General features: G+C 54.7%; 13 protein-coding genes. All 13 read right to left on the bottom strand.

What is annotated here, in order from left to right; translation table 11 throughout:
* Positions 1-113 precede the first annotated feature (113 nt).
* Entirely contained in the window at positions 114-2744 is a 2631-nt protein-coding gene (locus tag EDD73_RS04895) for an S-layer homology domain-containing protein (protein ID WP_165876329.1), read from the bottom strand.
* Positions 2745-2957: 213 nt separating this feature from the next.
* A complete protein-coding gene (gene flgG, locus EDD73_RS04890; RefSeq protein ID WP_131918654.1) occupies positions 2958-3734 on the bottom strand; it encodes a flagellar basal-body rod protein FlgG in 777 nt (258 codons plus the stop codon).
* A 41-nt stretch (positions 3735-3775) separates the two neighbouring features.
* A complete protein-coding gene (gene flgF, locus EDD73_RS04885) occupies positions 3776-4600 on the bottom strand; it encodes a flagellar basal-body rod protein FlgF (protein ID WP_131918653.1) in 825 nt (274 codons plus the stop codon).
* An 80-nt stretch (positions 4601-4680) separates the two neighbouring features.
* A complete protein-coding gene (gene galU, locus EDD73_RS04880; RefSeq protein WP_131918652.1) occupies positions 4681-5577 on the bottom strand; it encodes a UTP--glucose-1-phosphate uridylyltransferase GalU in 897 nt (298 codons plus the stop codon).
* A gap of 16 nt (positions 5578-5593) precedes the next feature.
* On the bottom strand, positions 5594-6625 hold the full coding sequence (mreB, locus tag EDD73_RS04875) for a rod shape-determining protein (protein ID WP_131918651.1): 1032 nt from the start codon (positions 6623-6625) through the stop codon (positions 5594-5596).
* A gap of 133 nt (positions 6626-6758) precedes the next feature.
* Positions 6759-7007, bottom strand: a complete 249-nt coding sequence (spoIIID, locus tag EDD73_RS04870; protein WP_131918650.1) for a sporulation transcriptional regulator SpoIIID — start codon at positions 7005-7007, stop codon at positions 6759-6761.
* A gap of 89 nt (positions 7008-7096) precedes the next feature.
* Positions 7097-8086, bottom strand: a complete 990-nt coding sequence (locus EDD73_RS04865; RefSeq protein ID WP_131918649.1) for a SpoIID/LytB domain-containing protein — start codon at positions 8084-8086, stop codon at positions 7097-7099.
* A gap of 120 nt (positions 8087-8206) precedes the next feature.
* Entirely contained in the window at positions 8207-9469 is a 1263-nt protein-coding gene (murA, locus tag EDD73_RS04860) for a UDP-N-acetylglucosamine 1-carboxyvinyltransferase (protein WP_131918648.1), read from the bottom strand.
* A 188-nt stretch (positions 9470-9657) separates the two neighbouring features.
* Positions 9658-10674 carry a YwmB family TATA-box binding protein gene (locus EDD73_RS04855; protein WP_131918647.1) on the bottom strand — a complete coding sequence of 339 codons (1017 nt, stop codon included), beginning with the start codon at positions 10672-10674 and terminating at the stop codon, positions 9658-9660.
* Between the two features lie 124 nt (positions 10675-10798).
* Positions 10799-11215 (bottom strand): F0F1 ATP synthase subunit epsilon, encoded by a 417-nt coding sequence (locus EDD73_RS04850; RefSeq protein ID WP_131918646.1) that lies wholly within the window; start codon positions 11213-11215, stop codon positions 10799-10801.
* Between the two features lie 18 nt (positions 11216-11233).
* Positions 11234-12646, bottom strand: a complete 1413-nt coding sequence (gene atpD, locus EDD73_RS04845) for a F0F1 ATP synthase subunit beta (protein WP_131918645.1) — start codon at positions 12644-12646, stop codon at positions 11234-11236.
* 62 nt (positions 12647-12708) lie between these two features.
* Positions 12709-13572, bottom strand: coding sequence for an ATP synthase F1 subunit gamma (atpG, locus tag EDD73_RS04840; protein ID WP_131918644.1), 864 nt, complete (start codon positions 13570-13572; stop codon positions 12709-12711).
* A gap of 160 nt (positions 13573-13732) precedes the next feature.
* Positions 13733-15241 carry a F0F1 ATP synthase subunit alpha gene (gene atpA, locus EDD73_RS04835; protein WP_131918643.1) on the bottom strand — a complete coding sequence of 503 codons (1509 nt, stop codon included), beginning with the start codon at positions 15239-15241 and terminating at the stop codon, positions 13733-13735.
* Positions 15242-15282 lie beyond the last annotated feature (41 nt).

Raw genomic sequence — 15282 nt, 5'->3', positions numbered from 1 at the left:
AACATCCCTTATCTTCTTTATCGACAAAACGGTCCCGGCACTTTACGTAAGGGGCGGAATCGACAAATGACCTCACCAACAAGATCGCCGGGAGGTCATTTGTCTTGACGATATCAGTTCGGCAGGAGAACTTCCAATGCTTTGTAACCGGGCAAGTAGTAGATGGTGACATTTTGTTTGTGCTGAATATCATCGAAGGTTTTACGTACACCCTTTTGCAGCACATAGGTGTTGCTGTCCACCAGATAACCAAGATAGGTATCGTTGATCAGGATTTCTTTGGTGCCGCGATTGATGCCGGTAACGGTGCCGGTGACTTTGCGGGTGGCGCTGGCCCGGAAGACGCGGGCTTGGTTGTCTAAGATCAGTTGGACCCGGTCACCGGTGGTGATGGTGCTTAATGCGCCGGTGGTTTCACCGTTCTTCTCGACTTTTAGCGTCGGTGCGACGGCACAAACACGCAAGGTACCGTCATATTGACGAACGGTAATTTTGCCGTAGCCGGCATCGACAGCCGTTACCTCCCCGCTGACCGGTTCCTGAATCGTCACCACTTCGGGCGTATTACCCCAATAGGTAACGACGGCCCATTGACCGCGCGTGAGATCGGCCACCCGGGCGTCCGGTTGGTTGGGAACCACCAAGTCAATGTCGCTGCCGATCTGATAGGACCGCTCGTCATCGTTGGTATCTTTGATGTAGACATTGTTGCTGCTTTCGGATCGGTCGGTGATCTGACCACTCAGGAAGGTCTGCACTTTGATCTGCTCGACGATGTCACCGGTAATGCGCACTTTGACACGATCGTTGACGTTGACGTCCCCGAGGTCTTCGCCGGAGCGTTTGTAGATCTGCACTTCCACGTCATCACTGACCAAGTAGTTCTTTTCCACACCGGTCAGATCACGCAAGGTGATCAAATGGCTGTCACTGTCCACACGGGTGACGACGCATTCGGTGGTGTTGCGCACTTTGATATAGCTGACTTTTTCATCGATCAACTGGAATTCGATCATGCTGTCAATGGCCAGGTGGGTCAGTCTGGGACTGCTAATCCCTTCGATATCGAGAATCACTGGATCCTTAATGTCGTAAGAGCGCAGTTGGCCTTGGGGATCTTTGACGATCAACAGACGCCGATCCGTATCGACCGAAACGATTTTCCCGACGATGCCTGTTGTTGTCCCGGTTTTGTTGACCGTCAGCTTGGTGACGGCGCCGTTGTTCACGGCCACGGTGACGCTGTCTCCGGCGTAGATCTGATCAAAGCCGGCTTTGGTCCCGTCGCTGAACTGCACTGACGTGGTGCTGGGTACTTCATAGGCATAGAGGCTGCTGCCTGCTTTGATCGTGACAATCCGCTTGTCCCGGTCGATCAAACTGACGGTGCCTTCGATTTGATTGGTATCTTGGGCGGTAATGACGGTGATTTTAGTGACGCTGTTCGCCCCATCGGTTTCCACGGCAATTTTATCGCCATTACGCAGGTCACTGACGCTGGCAAAGCGCTGGCCTTTGTATTCCACAGCCGTTGTATCACTTAGCATGTAGGTACTCAAGTGATTGGGCGTATCGGCAATGATCAAAAGTTTGCTCGCCAAATTGATATCGACGATCGTACCTTGGCTGCTGTTTTGGCTGCTGGCTTCGACCAGAATCTGCGACGCTTTGCTTTCATGGTTGAGGCTGAGCTGGACGACCGTGCCGGCGGTGATGCCGGTAGATGTCATCGGTTGCCCCAGCATATTGATGATTTTCACGCCGGTTGCTAAAAAGTAGCTGCCCAGGCTGCCGTCAGCTTTGCGGATCGTGATCATCCCCGTCGTGCTGTTGTTTTGGATCACTTCACCGCGCAAGGTACTGCTGGTGGTGGTCATGCCCTGACTGGCTTCCACGTAGACCACTTGATCGCCGTTGTTGATATAGCGAATTTGATCTTGCGGCTGCAAGTCGGCAGCCGTACCCAGTTTGTCTTTGATAAAGATGCGCGCATTGGGATCTAAGGCCAAGTTCAGCATGAGGCCTTCGCTGCCGATGGCGGTGATCACGCCGTCTTGGGCGGTAATGACGGTAGCTTGGGCTTCCCCGGGCGGCAGTTGCTTCATCTGCCGTTCGGCCCGATCGAGGAAGATGGCCATTTCGCCGCGCGATACGGTGCGGTTGGGCTGAAAACTGCCGTCTTCATAACCACGAATTAACCCCAGTTCCACCGCAGCCGCAATATAACCGCGCAGCGCCGGCGGGATCTGGTGGTCATCGGTAAACGTCAACGGTTGATTCATCTTGGCCTGGGCATTTTGGTCATGGCCGAGCATTTTGACCAGGGTACGGGCAATCCAAGCGCGGGATGCCCCTTGCTGCCAGTTAAACTGCTCACCGGGCTCGATATAGTTCTGACTGCCGGCGACAACCAAGTACCCTCGTCCCCACGCGGGTACCTTGCCGCCAAAGCGCGCTTCGTCGGCGGCCGTTAGCTGGCTGCCGGCAGCATCGGCCGTTTTTTCATAGCCAAAAAAGCGTAGCACCATAACGAGGGCTTCCAGGTGTTTGACCGGATCGGCCGGCCCGAAGGTACCGTCTTCGCGGCCTTTGATCGCTCCTTGGCTGGCTAACTTGGTAATCGGTCTGTATTCCGGCAACGCCGTGCTTACGTCACTAAAGGTTTTTACGGGCGCCGCCCAACCACTGAACGGGGCGGCAAGTACGCTGATGGCGAGGAGTCCGCCGACAAGGCGTTTGTGCATGGGGTAACCCTCCTGTTTGTACGCCATGTAGCTGTTGGCGTTATCTTTGTTCCTTCGCCAAAAAGATGACAAATTCCTGTTTTTCCTGCGCTTATGTGGAAGCTTTCGTTGCCCCTGTTTCTTTAGTGGTTGCCCAATTGCAGCAGGGCATAAAAAAAACACCGCCTCATCAGGCGGTGTTCGTTCATCCTCGGGGTTTAGCGTTGTCGGGATTTATCGTTTGAGCGTATTGGCTTGTCCCATCATTTCATCGGACGTTTGAATGGCTTTGGTGCTCACTTCATAGGCCCGCTGGGCCGTGATCATGGCCACCATCTCTTCCACGACTTGGACGTTCGATGCTTCCAAAAACCCCTGCACAATGCCACCGCGGTCTTCGGTGTTGGGATCACCACCGCCGGCTTCTCCTGATGCATCGGTCTGCATCAACAGGTTGCCGCCTTTGCGTTCGAGACCCGCGGGGTTCGGGAAGGTGTAAAGCTGAAGCTTCGAACCGGCTGTGGCCGTAGCCGCACCGCTTTCCACATAGCTGATTTGGCCATCCTTATCAATGTTGACATTCGATGAGCGCGGTGGAATCGGATCGACACCGTCTAAGCGCAGGCCATCACCATTGACGAGGTACCCTTCTGCATCAAGCTTGAAGCTGCCGTCACGGGTGTAGTAGGGCCGGGTATCATCAGCAGGATTGACCACCCGGAAGTAGCCTTCGCCGGAAACGGCCACATCGGTGGGGTTTCCAGTGTTGATTAACGAGCCGCCTGTATTGATGATGGTGATGGAACTGGGACGAACACCGGAACCGACTTGCATCCCCGTCGGTACTTGGGCCGTTGCGTTGCGCAAGTTGGCATACAGCAGATCTTTGAATTCTGCACGGGCTTTTTTGTAGCCATAGGTGTTAACGTTGGCCAGGTTGTTGGAAATAGTGTCCATGTTCAGTTGCTGTGCGTTCATACCGGAAGCGGCGGAATAGAGGGCACGCATCATGGTGGGTTACCTCCTTGATCGGTTGGCGGCTTGTGCTTGGGCTACGCACGGCCTACTTCGTTGCAGACTTTGTCGAGGGTTCCGTCCTGGGCGGTGATCGCTTTTTGATTGGCCTCATAGGCTCGCGCTGCCTCAATCATGTGCACCATCTCTTGAACGACATTGACATTGGAGTTTTCCAACGCACCGACGCGGATGAGGCCGTTTTGGCCGGTCAAATCTTGCGGGGTTGCGTTAGCTCCTTCCGCTACGGCAAAAAGGCTGTCGCCTTGCTTGACCAAGGTAACCGGTTGGCCCGGCAGGGGATCAGGAAAATCAACGATGCGCAGTTGATCGACCACTTCCCCGTTGGCACTGACGTTGCCTTGTTCATCAATGGCCACGTTGCTCGCTGGGGGGATGATGATGTCGCCACCTTGCCCTTGAACAGGGGCACCGGACTGGGTCATCAAGCGCCCGTCCGGTCCCATCGTAAAGGCTCCATTGCGCGTATAACGGTCGCCCCCGTCCGTGCGAATGACAAAATATCCCCGGCCGTTCAGCGCGAGGTCTGTAGGGTTACCGGTAGTTCGCAGGCCGGCACGGGAGTAATCCGTCCAGATCTGGTCAGTCATCGCTCCCGTACCGAGGTTACCGAGGATCGGCGCAGGGTCGTTCATTGCGATGCCGTGGCCGATACCGAAACCCATGCGGGTAGGGCTCATGTCTTCCAAACGCCGAATCAGTAATTGGGGAAATTGGCGGGTGACGGCCCGTTCTTTTTGAAAGCCTGTGGTTTGCACATTGGCCAAGTTGTTGGCGATGGTATCTTGGTTGTTTTGCTGCACCAGCATGCCGGTTGCCGATGTATAAAGTCCACGAATCAAAGCAATTCCTCCTCCATGAGTCGGTCGGTCATTTCATTGTCCATTGCTGTTGGTTGCCGGTGACTCGGGAACTGCTTTCTTTAAGGAAGGTCAGAATAATTACGTAGCGCTCGCTGCATATAGGCGGCGAAATCGCGGGCAAGGTCCGGGCGCTGTAAGGCAAAATCAACGGTCGCTTCCAGATACCCCATCCGGTCACCGACGTCATAACGGCGGCCTTGGAAAATGTACGCATACAACTGCTGGTGGTGTTGAGTATGTAATGCATCAATAGCATCAGTTAATTGAATCTCACCGCCAGCACCGGGTCGCTGGCTTGCCAAGACATCAAAGACAGCCGGGTCAATGATGTAACGCCCCATGACGGCCAGGTCGGAAGGGGCCTGCTCGGGCTTCGGCTTTTCAACGATTGCTTGCAGTTGCCAGAGATTCGGACGTACAAGTTGATTTTTGGCGACGATGCCATAGCGTGATGAATGCTCCGGCGGAATCGGTTGCACGCCGACGATCGTGCCGCCCACTTGTTCATAGGCTTCGATCATCTGGCCGATACAAGGGATGTCACCCTGGATCACGTCATCACCGAGCATCACGGCAAAAGGCTCGTGGCCGATAAAAGAGCGAGCGCAGTAGATGGCATGACCGAGTCCCAACGGTTCTTTTTGCCGTACATAATGTATATCGGCAAGTCGTCCGATTTCCTGAACCGTGTCGAGCAGGTCAAACTTCTGGCGCTCTTCTAAAAAAACTTCCAGTTCAATCGAGCGATCGAAATGATCTTCGATCGCCCGTTTGCTCCGCCCCGTCACAATCAGGATATCTTCAATGCCGGCGGCAATCGCTTCTTCAATGATAAACTGGATGGTTGGTTTATCGATAATCGGTAGCATTTCCTTGGGTTGTGATTTGGTTGCCGGCAAAAAGCGCGTACCTAAACCGGCAGCGGGTATGATGGCCTTCCGTACTTTGCGTTTCAAAGGCACTCATCCTTTTTTACATCATTACTTTTTTGGACATGATGTTGTCCTTATGGAGATAGTTGAGCATGCCCAGCGCCAATCCTGTACCGAGAGCCACACAGGAGATGGCGTCGTCAGCCACATGAACGGGCAAACGTGTTTCTTTGGCGATCAACGTATCGAGGCCGTTCAGCAGGGAACCGCCACCGGTCATGACAATGCCTTTGTTCATGATGTCCGCAGCCAGTTCCGGCGGTGTCCGTTCCAGCACTTCTTTAACGCCGGAAACAACGGCTTCAATGTTTTCTTGCATCGCGCGATAGGCCTCAATGGCACTGACGCGCACCGTTTTGGGTAGGCCCGTAACCAGGTCACGACCGCGAATATCGGCCGCGTCGTCCCCTTTACGGCCCGAGGGATAGGCCGTACCGATTTTAATCTTCAGTTCTTCGGCCGTACGTTCACCAATCATTAAGGAATGTTCTTTGCGGATGTAGCGAACGACCGATTCGTCAAATTTATCACCGCCGACACGCAACGATTTGGAGCAGACGATGCCGCCTAAGGAAAGTACGGCAATGTCGGTAGTACCTCCGCCGATGTCGACGATCATCGATCCCGATGCTTCGGAAATTTCCAGCCCGGCACCTAAGGCCGCTGCCAGTGGTTCTTCGATCAGGTAGGCTTGGCGAGCACCGGCTTGCATAGCCGCTTGGCGAACGGCCCGCTCTTCCACGCCGGTTACACCGGAAGGAATGCAGACCATCACCCGTGGTTTGAAAAAGAATGATTTTCCGCAAGCTTTGGTAATAAAGTAACGCAACATGCGCTCTGTTACATCATAGTCAGCGATCACGCCGTCACGCAAGGGGCGGATAGCGACAATGTTACCCGGTGTACGCCCCAGCATACGCCGAGCTTCCTCACCCACAGCGATGATCGATCCTGTATCTTTGTTAATCGCTACAACCGATGGTTCCATCAAAACAATGCCTTTGCCTTTGACAAAAACAAGCACACTTGCGGTGCCAAGATCAATACCAATATCTTCAGTCAAGCCTAACACGAACTTGTCCCCCTAGTCCATCTGAAGCGTAAAAACGCGTTTTTTCCCTAACTACAGTATACCCTGTCATTTGGCTGGATCCAAGGGGAATCGGTTCGCTTCGCTTTTTTTTCTTTCGCTTCGCCAGGAAATTTCAGTTGTCTTGATACTTTTTGCGTGTGGCTTCACCGCCGCGGATATGGCGTTCTGATTTGTTGCGATCCAGGATCTGTTTGACTTGGGCCGATAGCTGGGGATTGACGCCGGGGAGGCGTTCGGTCACATCTTTATGAATGGTGCTTTTGCTCACGCCAAAGACGCTGGCCGTTTGGCGTACAGTCGCGGCCGAATCGAGAATGTATTGTGATACTTCGAGGACGCGTTTGAGGATATATTCCTGCATGAGTGGCCCTCCCTCACCCAAAAAATCTGTAGATTATATGGATGGGGTAAGCAAAAAAGAACATTCTGCCGGGCCGTTCCCGCTAGGCATCAATACAATTTTTGCAGTTCCGTATGGGGGTAGTAGTGCTGAAGGATTTCTTGGTAGGCCTTTCCTTGTTGGGCCAGCAAACATGCGCCGTCTTGACAAAGTCCGACGGCATGTCCGTAGCCACGGGTAGTGATCTGGAGTTGGTTTCCTTGCCAGGCCAGTGTGAGATCAGTCGAGCGCAGTTGGAGCAACTTGCGCAGTTCCGTCGCCCGCCACGTCTGCTCACCGATGCGCACGGTTTTGGCTCGGCCACTTAGTGTTGTTTCGGTAATGGCCACGGCCGGCAGCATGGCTTGGGCTATGGCGGATTCGTCTTTTTTTGCCTTTTTGCTTGTTCCCCCTGCCGTCACTGCCGTTGTGTTCTGCAAATTCGTCCCTAAGCGTCCGTCCAGATCGATCAAACTAAAGTGGACCGTACGAACACTTTGGTTGTGGGCTTGGTCTTCTTCGGAACAGGGCACACTGATCAGATAAGGCCGTACCTGTCCCCAGACTTCACTGGCATCTTCAGTTTTTCCACCACAGGAAGCATGAAAAGCGGCCAGGATCGGCTGCCCTTGATGGGTCAGAATTTGTCCGCTCGTGGCTTGGATCGCCCGTTGTAAATGATACGTGTAGGTTGGCGTTTTCAGGACACCCCAGCGCGCTAGCCGTTCTTCCGGTGACAGCCAGACTTGGGTGCTGACGGTCGTGGTTAATGTTTCTCCGGCTTGGATTTTCCGCCAGGCATAGGTGCGGGCGGCCACGGCTTGGGCGTAGAGCGCTTGTTCGGGATCGTTGGGGGAAAGTTCACCGGCCAGAACACCGATGAGATAGGTTTCCATGGGTACTTGTTGCATTGCTCCATCTTTTTGTTCGATCGTGACCAGCGGTTCTGTCGGCAGGGGTTGACGTTGGGTATGGATGATCACATAGGGTACACCGATGGCGATGATGCTGAGTACAACGAGAATGCTGCCCGCAATGATCAGGTAGCGTCTCATAATCATCTCCTTTATCTCCGGGGCGACGGAAACCTTGACGATGTTCCTGTGTTTTTCATGAGTATGTGGTCTCGGCTTGTTTTATGAACCGAAAAGCAAAAAGCCCCCCTTTCGGGGAGCTTCGTTTTAGCTGGAATGCGTTCGCCCAATTTGGGCGCCGATGTGCTGCAGTTTGCTGACAATATCATCATAACCGCGTTCAATATGATGAATGCAACTGATTTCTGTTGTATCTTGGGCCGCCAGCGCCGCCACGACGAGGGCCGCACCGGCCCGCAGATCGGTCGCCTTCACGGGAGCACCATAGAGGCGCGGCACGCCTTGGACGACAGCAGAACTGCTTTCCACTTTGATCTGGGCACCCATACGTTTTAATTCGTCGACATGCATAAAACGATTTTCAAACACCGTTTCCGTAACGACGCTCGTACCTTGGGTGATCGCCAGCAAGGCCATCATCTGCGCTTGCATATCGGTGGGGAAACCAGGATAGGGTAAGGTTTTGATATCGACGGCCTTCAGGGGTTCACAGCTGCGTACACGGACGCTGCTGTCGTTTTCCTGTACATAGGCACCCATTTCTTTAAGCTTGGCCGTGATCGGTTTGACGTGATCGGCAATGACATTATCGATGAGCAGGTCACTTTGGGTGGCTGCGGCAGCGACCATATAGGAACCGGCTTCGATGCGATCGGGAATCGGTGTGTAATGGGTTCCGCGAAGCTGCTTCACACCTTCGATTTTGATCACGGTGGTGCCGGCACCTTTGATATGGGCACCCATGCTGTTTAAGTAATTGGCCAGATCGATGATCTCCGGCTCTTCAGCGGCATTTTCGAGGATGGTTTGTCCTTCGGCCAGCGCGGCGGTCATCATCAAGTGCTCCGTCGCACCGACGGAGGGAAAGTCGAGATAGATCTGCGCACCTTGCAGACGACGGCAACTGGCTTCCACATGGCCATATTCCATGCGTACCCGGGCGCCCATGGCTTCCAATCCTTTGAGGTGCAGATTGATCGGCCGGGACCCGATGGCGCAACCGCCGGGCAAGGAAATCCGTGCCCGACCATAACGGGCCAACAGCGGGCCAAGACAAAGAAAGGACGCACGCATCCGCCGTACAAATTCGTAGGGCGCTTCGACGGTACTGCTTTGTCCCGGGCGAATGACGATGTCTTTGTTTTGCCGGGCCACTTCACAGCCAAGGTGCTGCAGTACGGCGCAGGTGGTATCGACATCGGCCAGGCTGGGCACATCGGTCAGCACCGATTCGCCTTCGCCAAGCAGGGAGGCAATCAGCAGGGGAAGCACGGCATTTTTGGCGCTGCTGACACGAATCGTGCCTTGCAAGCGTCGTCCCCCGGTAATCAGAATTTTTGTATCATGCAATCGGCTTACCGCTTTTCGCTGTCATGCCATTGACGGGGGCATTCCAGTCAGCGGCGGCACCTCCTTTGGCTGTTCATCGCGCTAAAAACAGGAGCTCTTTCCACAGGCATCAGTATATGGCTTACCTGCCGATTTGACAAGCTTTTACGAATACCTGCCCGTTTCTTTTGCTGATGATCGCAGGGTGGTTAGCTTTCCGGCATAACGAGGGGATAGCCGACCGTAATATGGGTCTGTTGGTCCTTATCATAATAACGGCTTGTGGCCTGAATGTTGATGGCTTTGCCCCCAAGCTTCATACCACCGGGAAATGATGCGTTGTAGGCATTGTAGATCTCGCGATAGCCCTCACCGTTTTCCACCGGTTCGGCTTGCAGTTTGCGCCAGGTATCACGGATCAGTGAAGCTTGTTCCTCTTGCCCCAGTTCGCCGGGACGAACACCGTGGATCGCCACACTGTATTCAAATTGGCTGGAACGGCGGCTGAGATCGTTTAATGCTGTTGTCCAGGTAGCGCGCGCAAAGTCGGGAAAGCGCTGCTTTAATGCAATACTCAGATGTCCCCGGTCGCCTGTAATCTGCATGGTCATATCAATCCGCAAATCTTGCACATCATCGCTGATCAGTTGCGCAAAAATGCGATCGCCTTCCACTTTGACTTCGGTACGGACTTGATCATGGCCCCCCGCACTGGGCAATAAGGCCCGGTATTCCCGCTGCAAATAGGCTTCGGCGGCACTTTTCCGTTCGTCCGCACTCATGGTGATGGTATGGCGGCCGAGCGGTTGCTCCGGCAACGGTGCCCAGGCGCTGAGACGTCCGTCAATGACGTAGATGTTGCAGGCTTGCATGGCTGCATAGATCTGCTGGATCAACGGGGCTTCAACCGTTTTTTTGGCGGCTGCTCCCGCTTCACTGCCAGGCGATGAGATCTGCCTATTTTCCCGATCATCGGGATAGGGGAATTCTCCGGTTTGTTCGCGCAGTTGTTGGAACGTTGCTGTTTTTTGAATCGCCTGTGGCCAGGGCAAACGGGTAATATTAGCCAGTAAACTGTCGCCCAGTTCGCTAACGCTTTGCTCCAATTGGGGAATCTGGTGGATCACCCATTTGGCGCCTTGTCCGTCTTGGCGAAAAAGGAGAAGATAACTGATTAAAAGGATAATGAGCGTTTGTACTACCAGTTGGCTGATCAATCGTAACATGTTGGGACACCTTCTTTAGCTTTCCTTCCCTCTAGCATGCCCGCGGTGTCCCGGAAAATATACTTGCTGCTAACACAAAACCCCCTGGGTCAAAACGACCACAGGGGGTGTGTAAACGGATCAATTAATCGAATTTGGATACATCGATGCGCAGGAGCGCTCGCTTGAGGGCAAACTCGGCACGCGCTAAATCCGCATCTTCGGTGCCGCGCTTGGCTTCTTCGATCCGTGCTTCCGCACGGCGTCGGGCCGCTTCGGCGCGGGAAATGTCGATTTCGACGGGACGCTCAGAAGCATTGGAGAGTACGGTGACTTTGCCATCACCGACTTCCAAGAAGCCTCCGGTTACGGTCAACTTTTGGTTTTGTCCATCTTTGGTGTATTCAAGTACGCCGATCTGAAGTGCCGTGAGCAAGGGGGCGTGGTCAGCAAGAATGCCGATGCTGCCTTCTGCGCCCGGAGCGGACGTGAATTCAACATCGTCGCTGAGTACCAACCGCTCCGGGGTAACCACCTCAAGCCGGTAGGTCTTGTTGGCCATGGCTGGTCACTCCCCTCGTTAGGCCATTGTCTTGGCTTTAGCGACGGCCTCGTCGATCGTGCCGACCATGTAGAATGCACCTTCGGGCAGTTCGTCGTGTTTGCCTTCGATGATTTCTTTGAAACCACGGATGGTTTCTTTGATCGGTACGTATTTGCCGGGTGTGCCGGTGAAGGCTTCGGCGACGTGGAACGGTTGCGACAGGAAGCGTTGGATCTTCCGGGCGCGCGCCACGATCAGTTTATCATCGTCGGAGAGTTCGTCCATCCCGAGGATGGCGATGATGTCTTGCAGCTCTTTGTAGCGCTGCAGGACTTTTTGGACGCCCCGGGCCACGGTGTAGTGTTCCACACCGAGGATGTTGGGGTCGAGAATCCGCGACGTCGAGTCAAGGGGGTCAACGGCGGGATAGATGCCCAACTCGGCGATGGAACGGGAAAGAACCGTCGTCGCGTCAAGGTGAGCAAAGGCCGTTGCCGGCGCCGGGTCGGTCAAGTCGTCAGCAGGCACGTAGATGGCCTGAACCGACGTGATCGAACCGTTTTTCGTCGTCGTGATCCGTTCTTGCAATTGACCCATTTCGGTGGCCAGCGTCGGTTGGTAACCAACGGCGGAGGGCATCCGGCCGAGGAGCGCCGACACTTCGGAACCGGCCTGGGTAAAACGGAAGATGTTGTCGATAAAGAGCAACACGTCTTGGTTTTGGACGTCACGGAAGTATTCGGCCATGACGAGACCGGAAAGGGCCACGCGCAGACGGGCACCGGGCGGCTCGTTCATCTGACCGAAGACCATGGCAACGTTTTTCAAGATGCCGGACTCTTTAAATTCGTTGTACAAGTCGTTTCCTTCGCGGGTACGTTCACCGACACCGGCGAAGACGGAGAAACCGGAGTGCTCCATAGCGACGTTGTTGATCAGTTCTTGAATCAAAACGGTTTTGCCGACGCCGGCGCCGCCGAAGAGACCGACTTTACCGCCTTTGGCGTAGGGAGCCAGCAAGTCAACGACTTTAATCCCGGTTTCGAGGATCTGCGTTGACGGTTCCAGGTTTTCAAAGGTCGGAGCGGGACGGTGAATGGGCCAGAATTCTTGGGCATTCGTGTCACCGGCTTCGTCAATGGGCTCACCGAGAACGCTGAACATCCGGCCCAGTGTCGGCGCACCGACAGGCACGGAGATGGCTTTGCCTGTATCGAGGGCTTTCATACCGCGGGTCAAACCGTCGGTCGAGGACATAGCGACGCAACGGACGGAGTTGTTGCCGAGATGCTGCGCAACTTCCAGGGTGATGTTGATGTCGATGCCTTCGTAGTTCTCCTGGTCTTCGGTGCGCAGTTTAATGGCGTTATAGATCTCAGGCAGTTGACCCGGTTCGAACTGGATGTCGACAACCGGACCAATAACCTGAATGACTTTGCCGAAATTCATGGAACTTGCATACCTCCTCTAGGGAGTTGATCATTACGTGTTGTGATAAATGGCGGTAGGGCTTAGCCGAGGGCGGCGGCCCCGCCGACCACTTCGGAAATTTCTTTGGTAATGGCGGCTTGACGGGCGCGGTTGAAGGTCAAGGTCAGCTTGGCGATCATTTCCTTCGCGTTGTCCGTCGCCGAACCCATGGCGGTCATCCGTGCGCCATGTTCGGACGCTTTGGATTCCAGCAGTGCTCGGTAGATCTGCGTTTCCACATACTTGGGAAGCAGTTCATCGAGTACGCCTTCCGGGCTGGGTTCAAAAATGTATAAGGGGCCGACGGCAGCGTTGCCTTCACCTTCGGCGTCCTTGGCAGCCGGGATGGGCAGAAGTTGCATCTGTTGCGGACGCTGGGTCAGCGCCGAGACGAACTCGGTAAACACCAGATGGACTTCGTCAAACTGGCCTTCGCTGTACATGTCGATCACGGTTTTGGCAATTTCTTGGGCCGTGCCAAAGCTGATGTCTTCGCCAAGACCGACGTATTCAGCCATGATCGTCTTGTTCAGACGCTTGTACAAATCGCGGCCTTTGCGCCCGACGGGGATCAGGACCAAGTCGTTACGGTTTTTGAAGGCCGTATTGACGAGCCGCAAAATGTTCGTATTGTAGCCGCCGCAAAGTCCGCGGTCGGCAGTGACAACGATATAGGCGACTTTTTTGACCTCGCGGGTCTCGAGGAGCGGATGGCTCACATCCGAGGCGGCGCCGACGAGTCGGGAAAGGACGCCCTGAATCTCACGCGCAAAGGGACGGGCGGCGGTAACCTTGTCTTGCGCACGACGCAACTTGGCGGCCGCAACCATTTTCATCGCTTTGGTGATCTGCTGGGTGCTTTTGATCGATCGGATGCGGCGCTTAATGTCGCGCATTCCGGACATAAGGGTGTCACCTCACTTGTACGAGGGTAGCAAACCCGTTGGTTCCTATGTCGCTGGGCCGCACGTACCTAGATACAGATACAGCAGGCCGGGCAGTCGTTCCCCCTATGGGCTTTCCGAACCGGACATACGCACAGGCGGAACGACTATGTGCCTTGTCTTAGCTGACAAAGGTTTTCTTAAACTCTTCGATAGCGGCTTTCATCGTCGCTTTCAGATCATCGCCGAGCGATTTTTTCTCGCGGATATCGGCGAGGATCTGCGCCTTCGAGGAACGCACAAATTTCAGCAGGCCTTCTTCAAAACTAAGTACTTCGGCCACTTCGATATCGTCGAGGTAGCCTTGGGTAGCTGCAAAGATGACCACAACTTGTTCTTCAACCGACATGGGAACATATTGTGCTTGTTTGAGCACTTCCACCATGCGTTGACCGCGGTTGAGGCGGGCTTGGGTCGCTTTGTCCAGGTCGGAACCGAACTGCGCAAAGGCGGCCAATTCACGGTATTGGGCCAGATCGAGACGCAGCGTACCGGCGACTTGTTTCATCGCTTTAATCTGCGCCGCACCACCGACGCGGGAGACGGAAAGACCGACGTTGATGGCCGGACGGATACCGGAGTTAAACAGGTCGGACTCCAAGAAGATCTGACCATCGGTGATGGAGATGACGTTCGTCGGAATGTAGGCCGACACGTCACCGGCTTGGGTCTCGATGATCGGCAGCGCCGTCAGCGAGCCACCGCCCATTTCGTCGGACAGTTTGGCTGCCCGTTCGAGCAAGCGGGAGTGGAGATAGAAAACGTCGCCAGGGTACGCTTCGCGACCGGGAGGACGACGGAGCAGCAAGGAAAGTTCGCGGTAAGCGACAGCTTGCTTGGACAGGTCATCATAGATGACCAGTGCGTGCTGGCCGTTGTACAGGAAGTATTCACCCATCGCGCAACCGGAGTACGGTGCGATGTACAAGAGCGGCGCCGGATCGGAAGCAGCCGCCGAGACGACGATGGTGTAATCCATTGCGCCTTTTTCTTCCAACGTCTTGACGACGCCGGCAACGGTTGATGCTTTTTGACCAACAGCGACGTAGACGCAGATCACGCCTTGACCTTTTTGGTTGATGATCGTGTCGATGGCGACAGCCGTTTTACCGGTCTGACGGTCACCGATGATCAGTTCCCGCTGACCGCGGCCGATGGGAACCATGGCGTCAACGGCTTTGAGACCGGTTTGCAGCGGCTCATGAACGGACTTCCGTTTGATGACGCCGGGTGCTGGCGATTCGATCGGGCGGAATTGTTTGGCGTTGATCGGGCCTTTGCCGTCGACAGGTTGCCCCAACGGGTTCACGACGCGACCGACCAGTTCCGGACCAACGGGAACTTCCACGATACGGCCTGTACGTTTAACCGTGTCGCCTTCTTTGATTTCCGTATAGGGACCAAGGATAACGCAACCGATGTTATCTTCTTCGAGGTTCAACACCATACCGTAGACTTGACCCGGGAACTCCAAGAGTTCGCCGGCCATGGCTTTTTCCAAACCGTAGATGCGGGCGATGCCGTCACCTACTTGAATGACGGTGCCGGACTCGGCAGCTTCCAGCGGTTTTTCATAGCGCTCGATCTGCTGCTTAATAATGGCGCTGATCTCTTCTGGACGTAAACTCATGGACGGTTCTTCACCCCTATTCTCGTGCAAGCGGCAACTGC

This window comes from Heliophilum fasciatum (assembly GCF_004341395.1).
GTDB classification, from domain to species: domain Bacteria; phylum Bacillota; class Desulfitobacteriia; order Heliobacteriales; family Heliobacteriaceae; genus Heliophilum; species Heliophilum fasciatum.
Note: the sequence above shows the minus strand (reverse complement) of the source record. Positions and strands in the feature narration are given on the sequence as shown.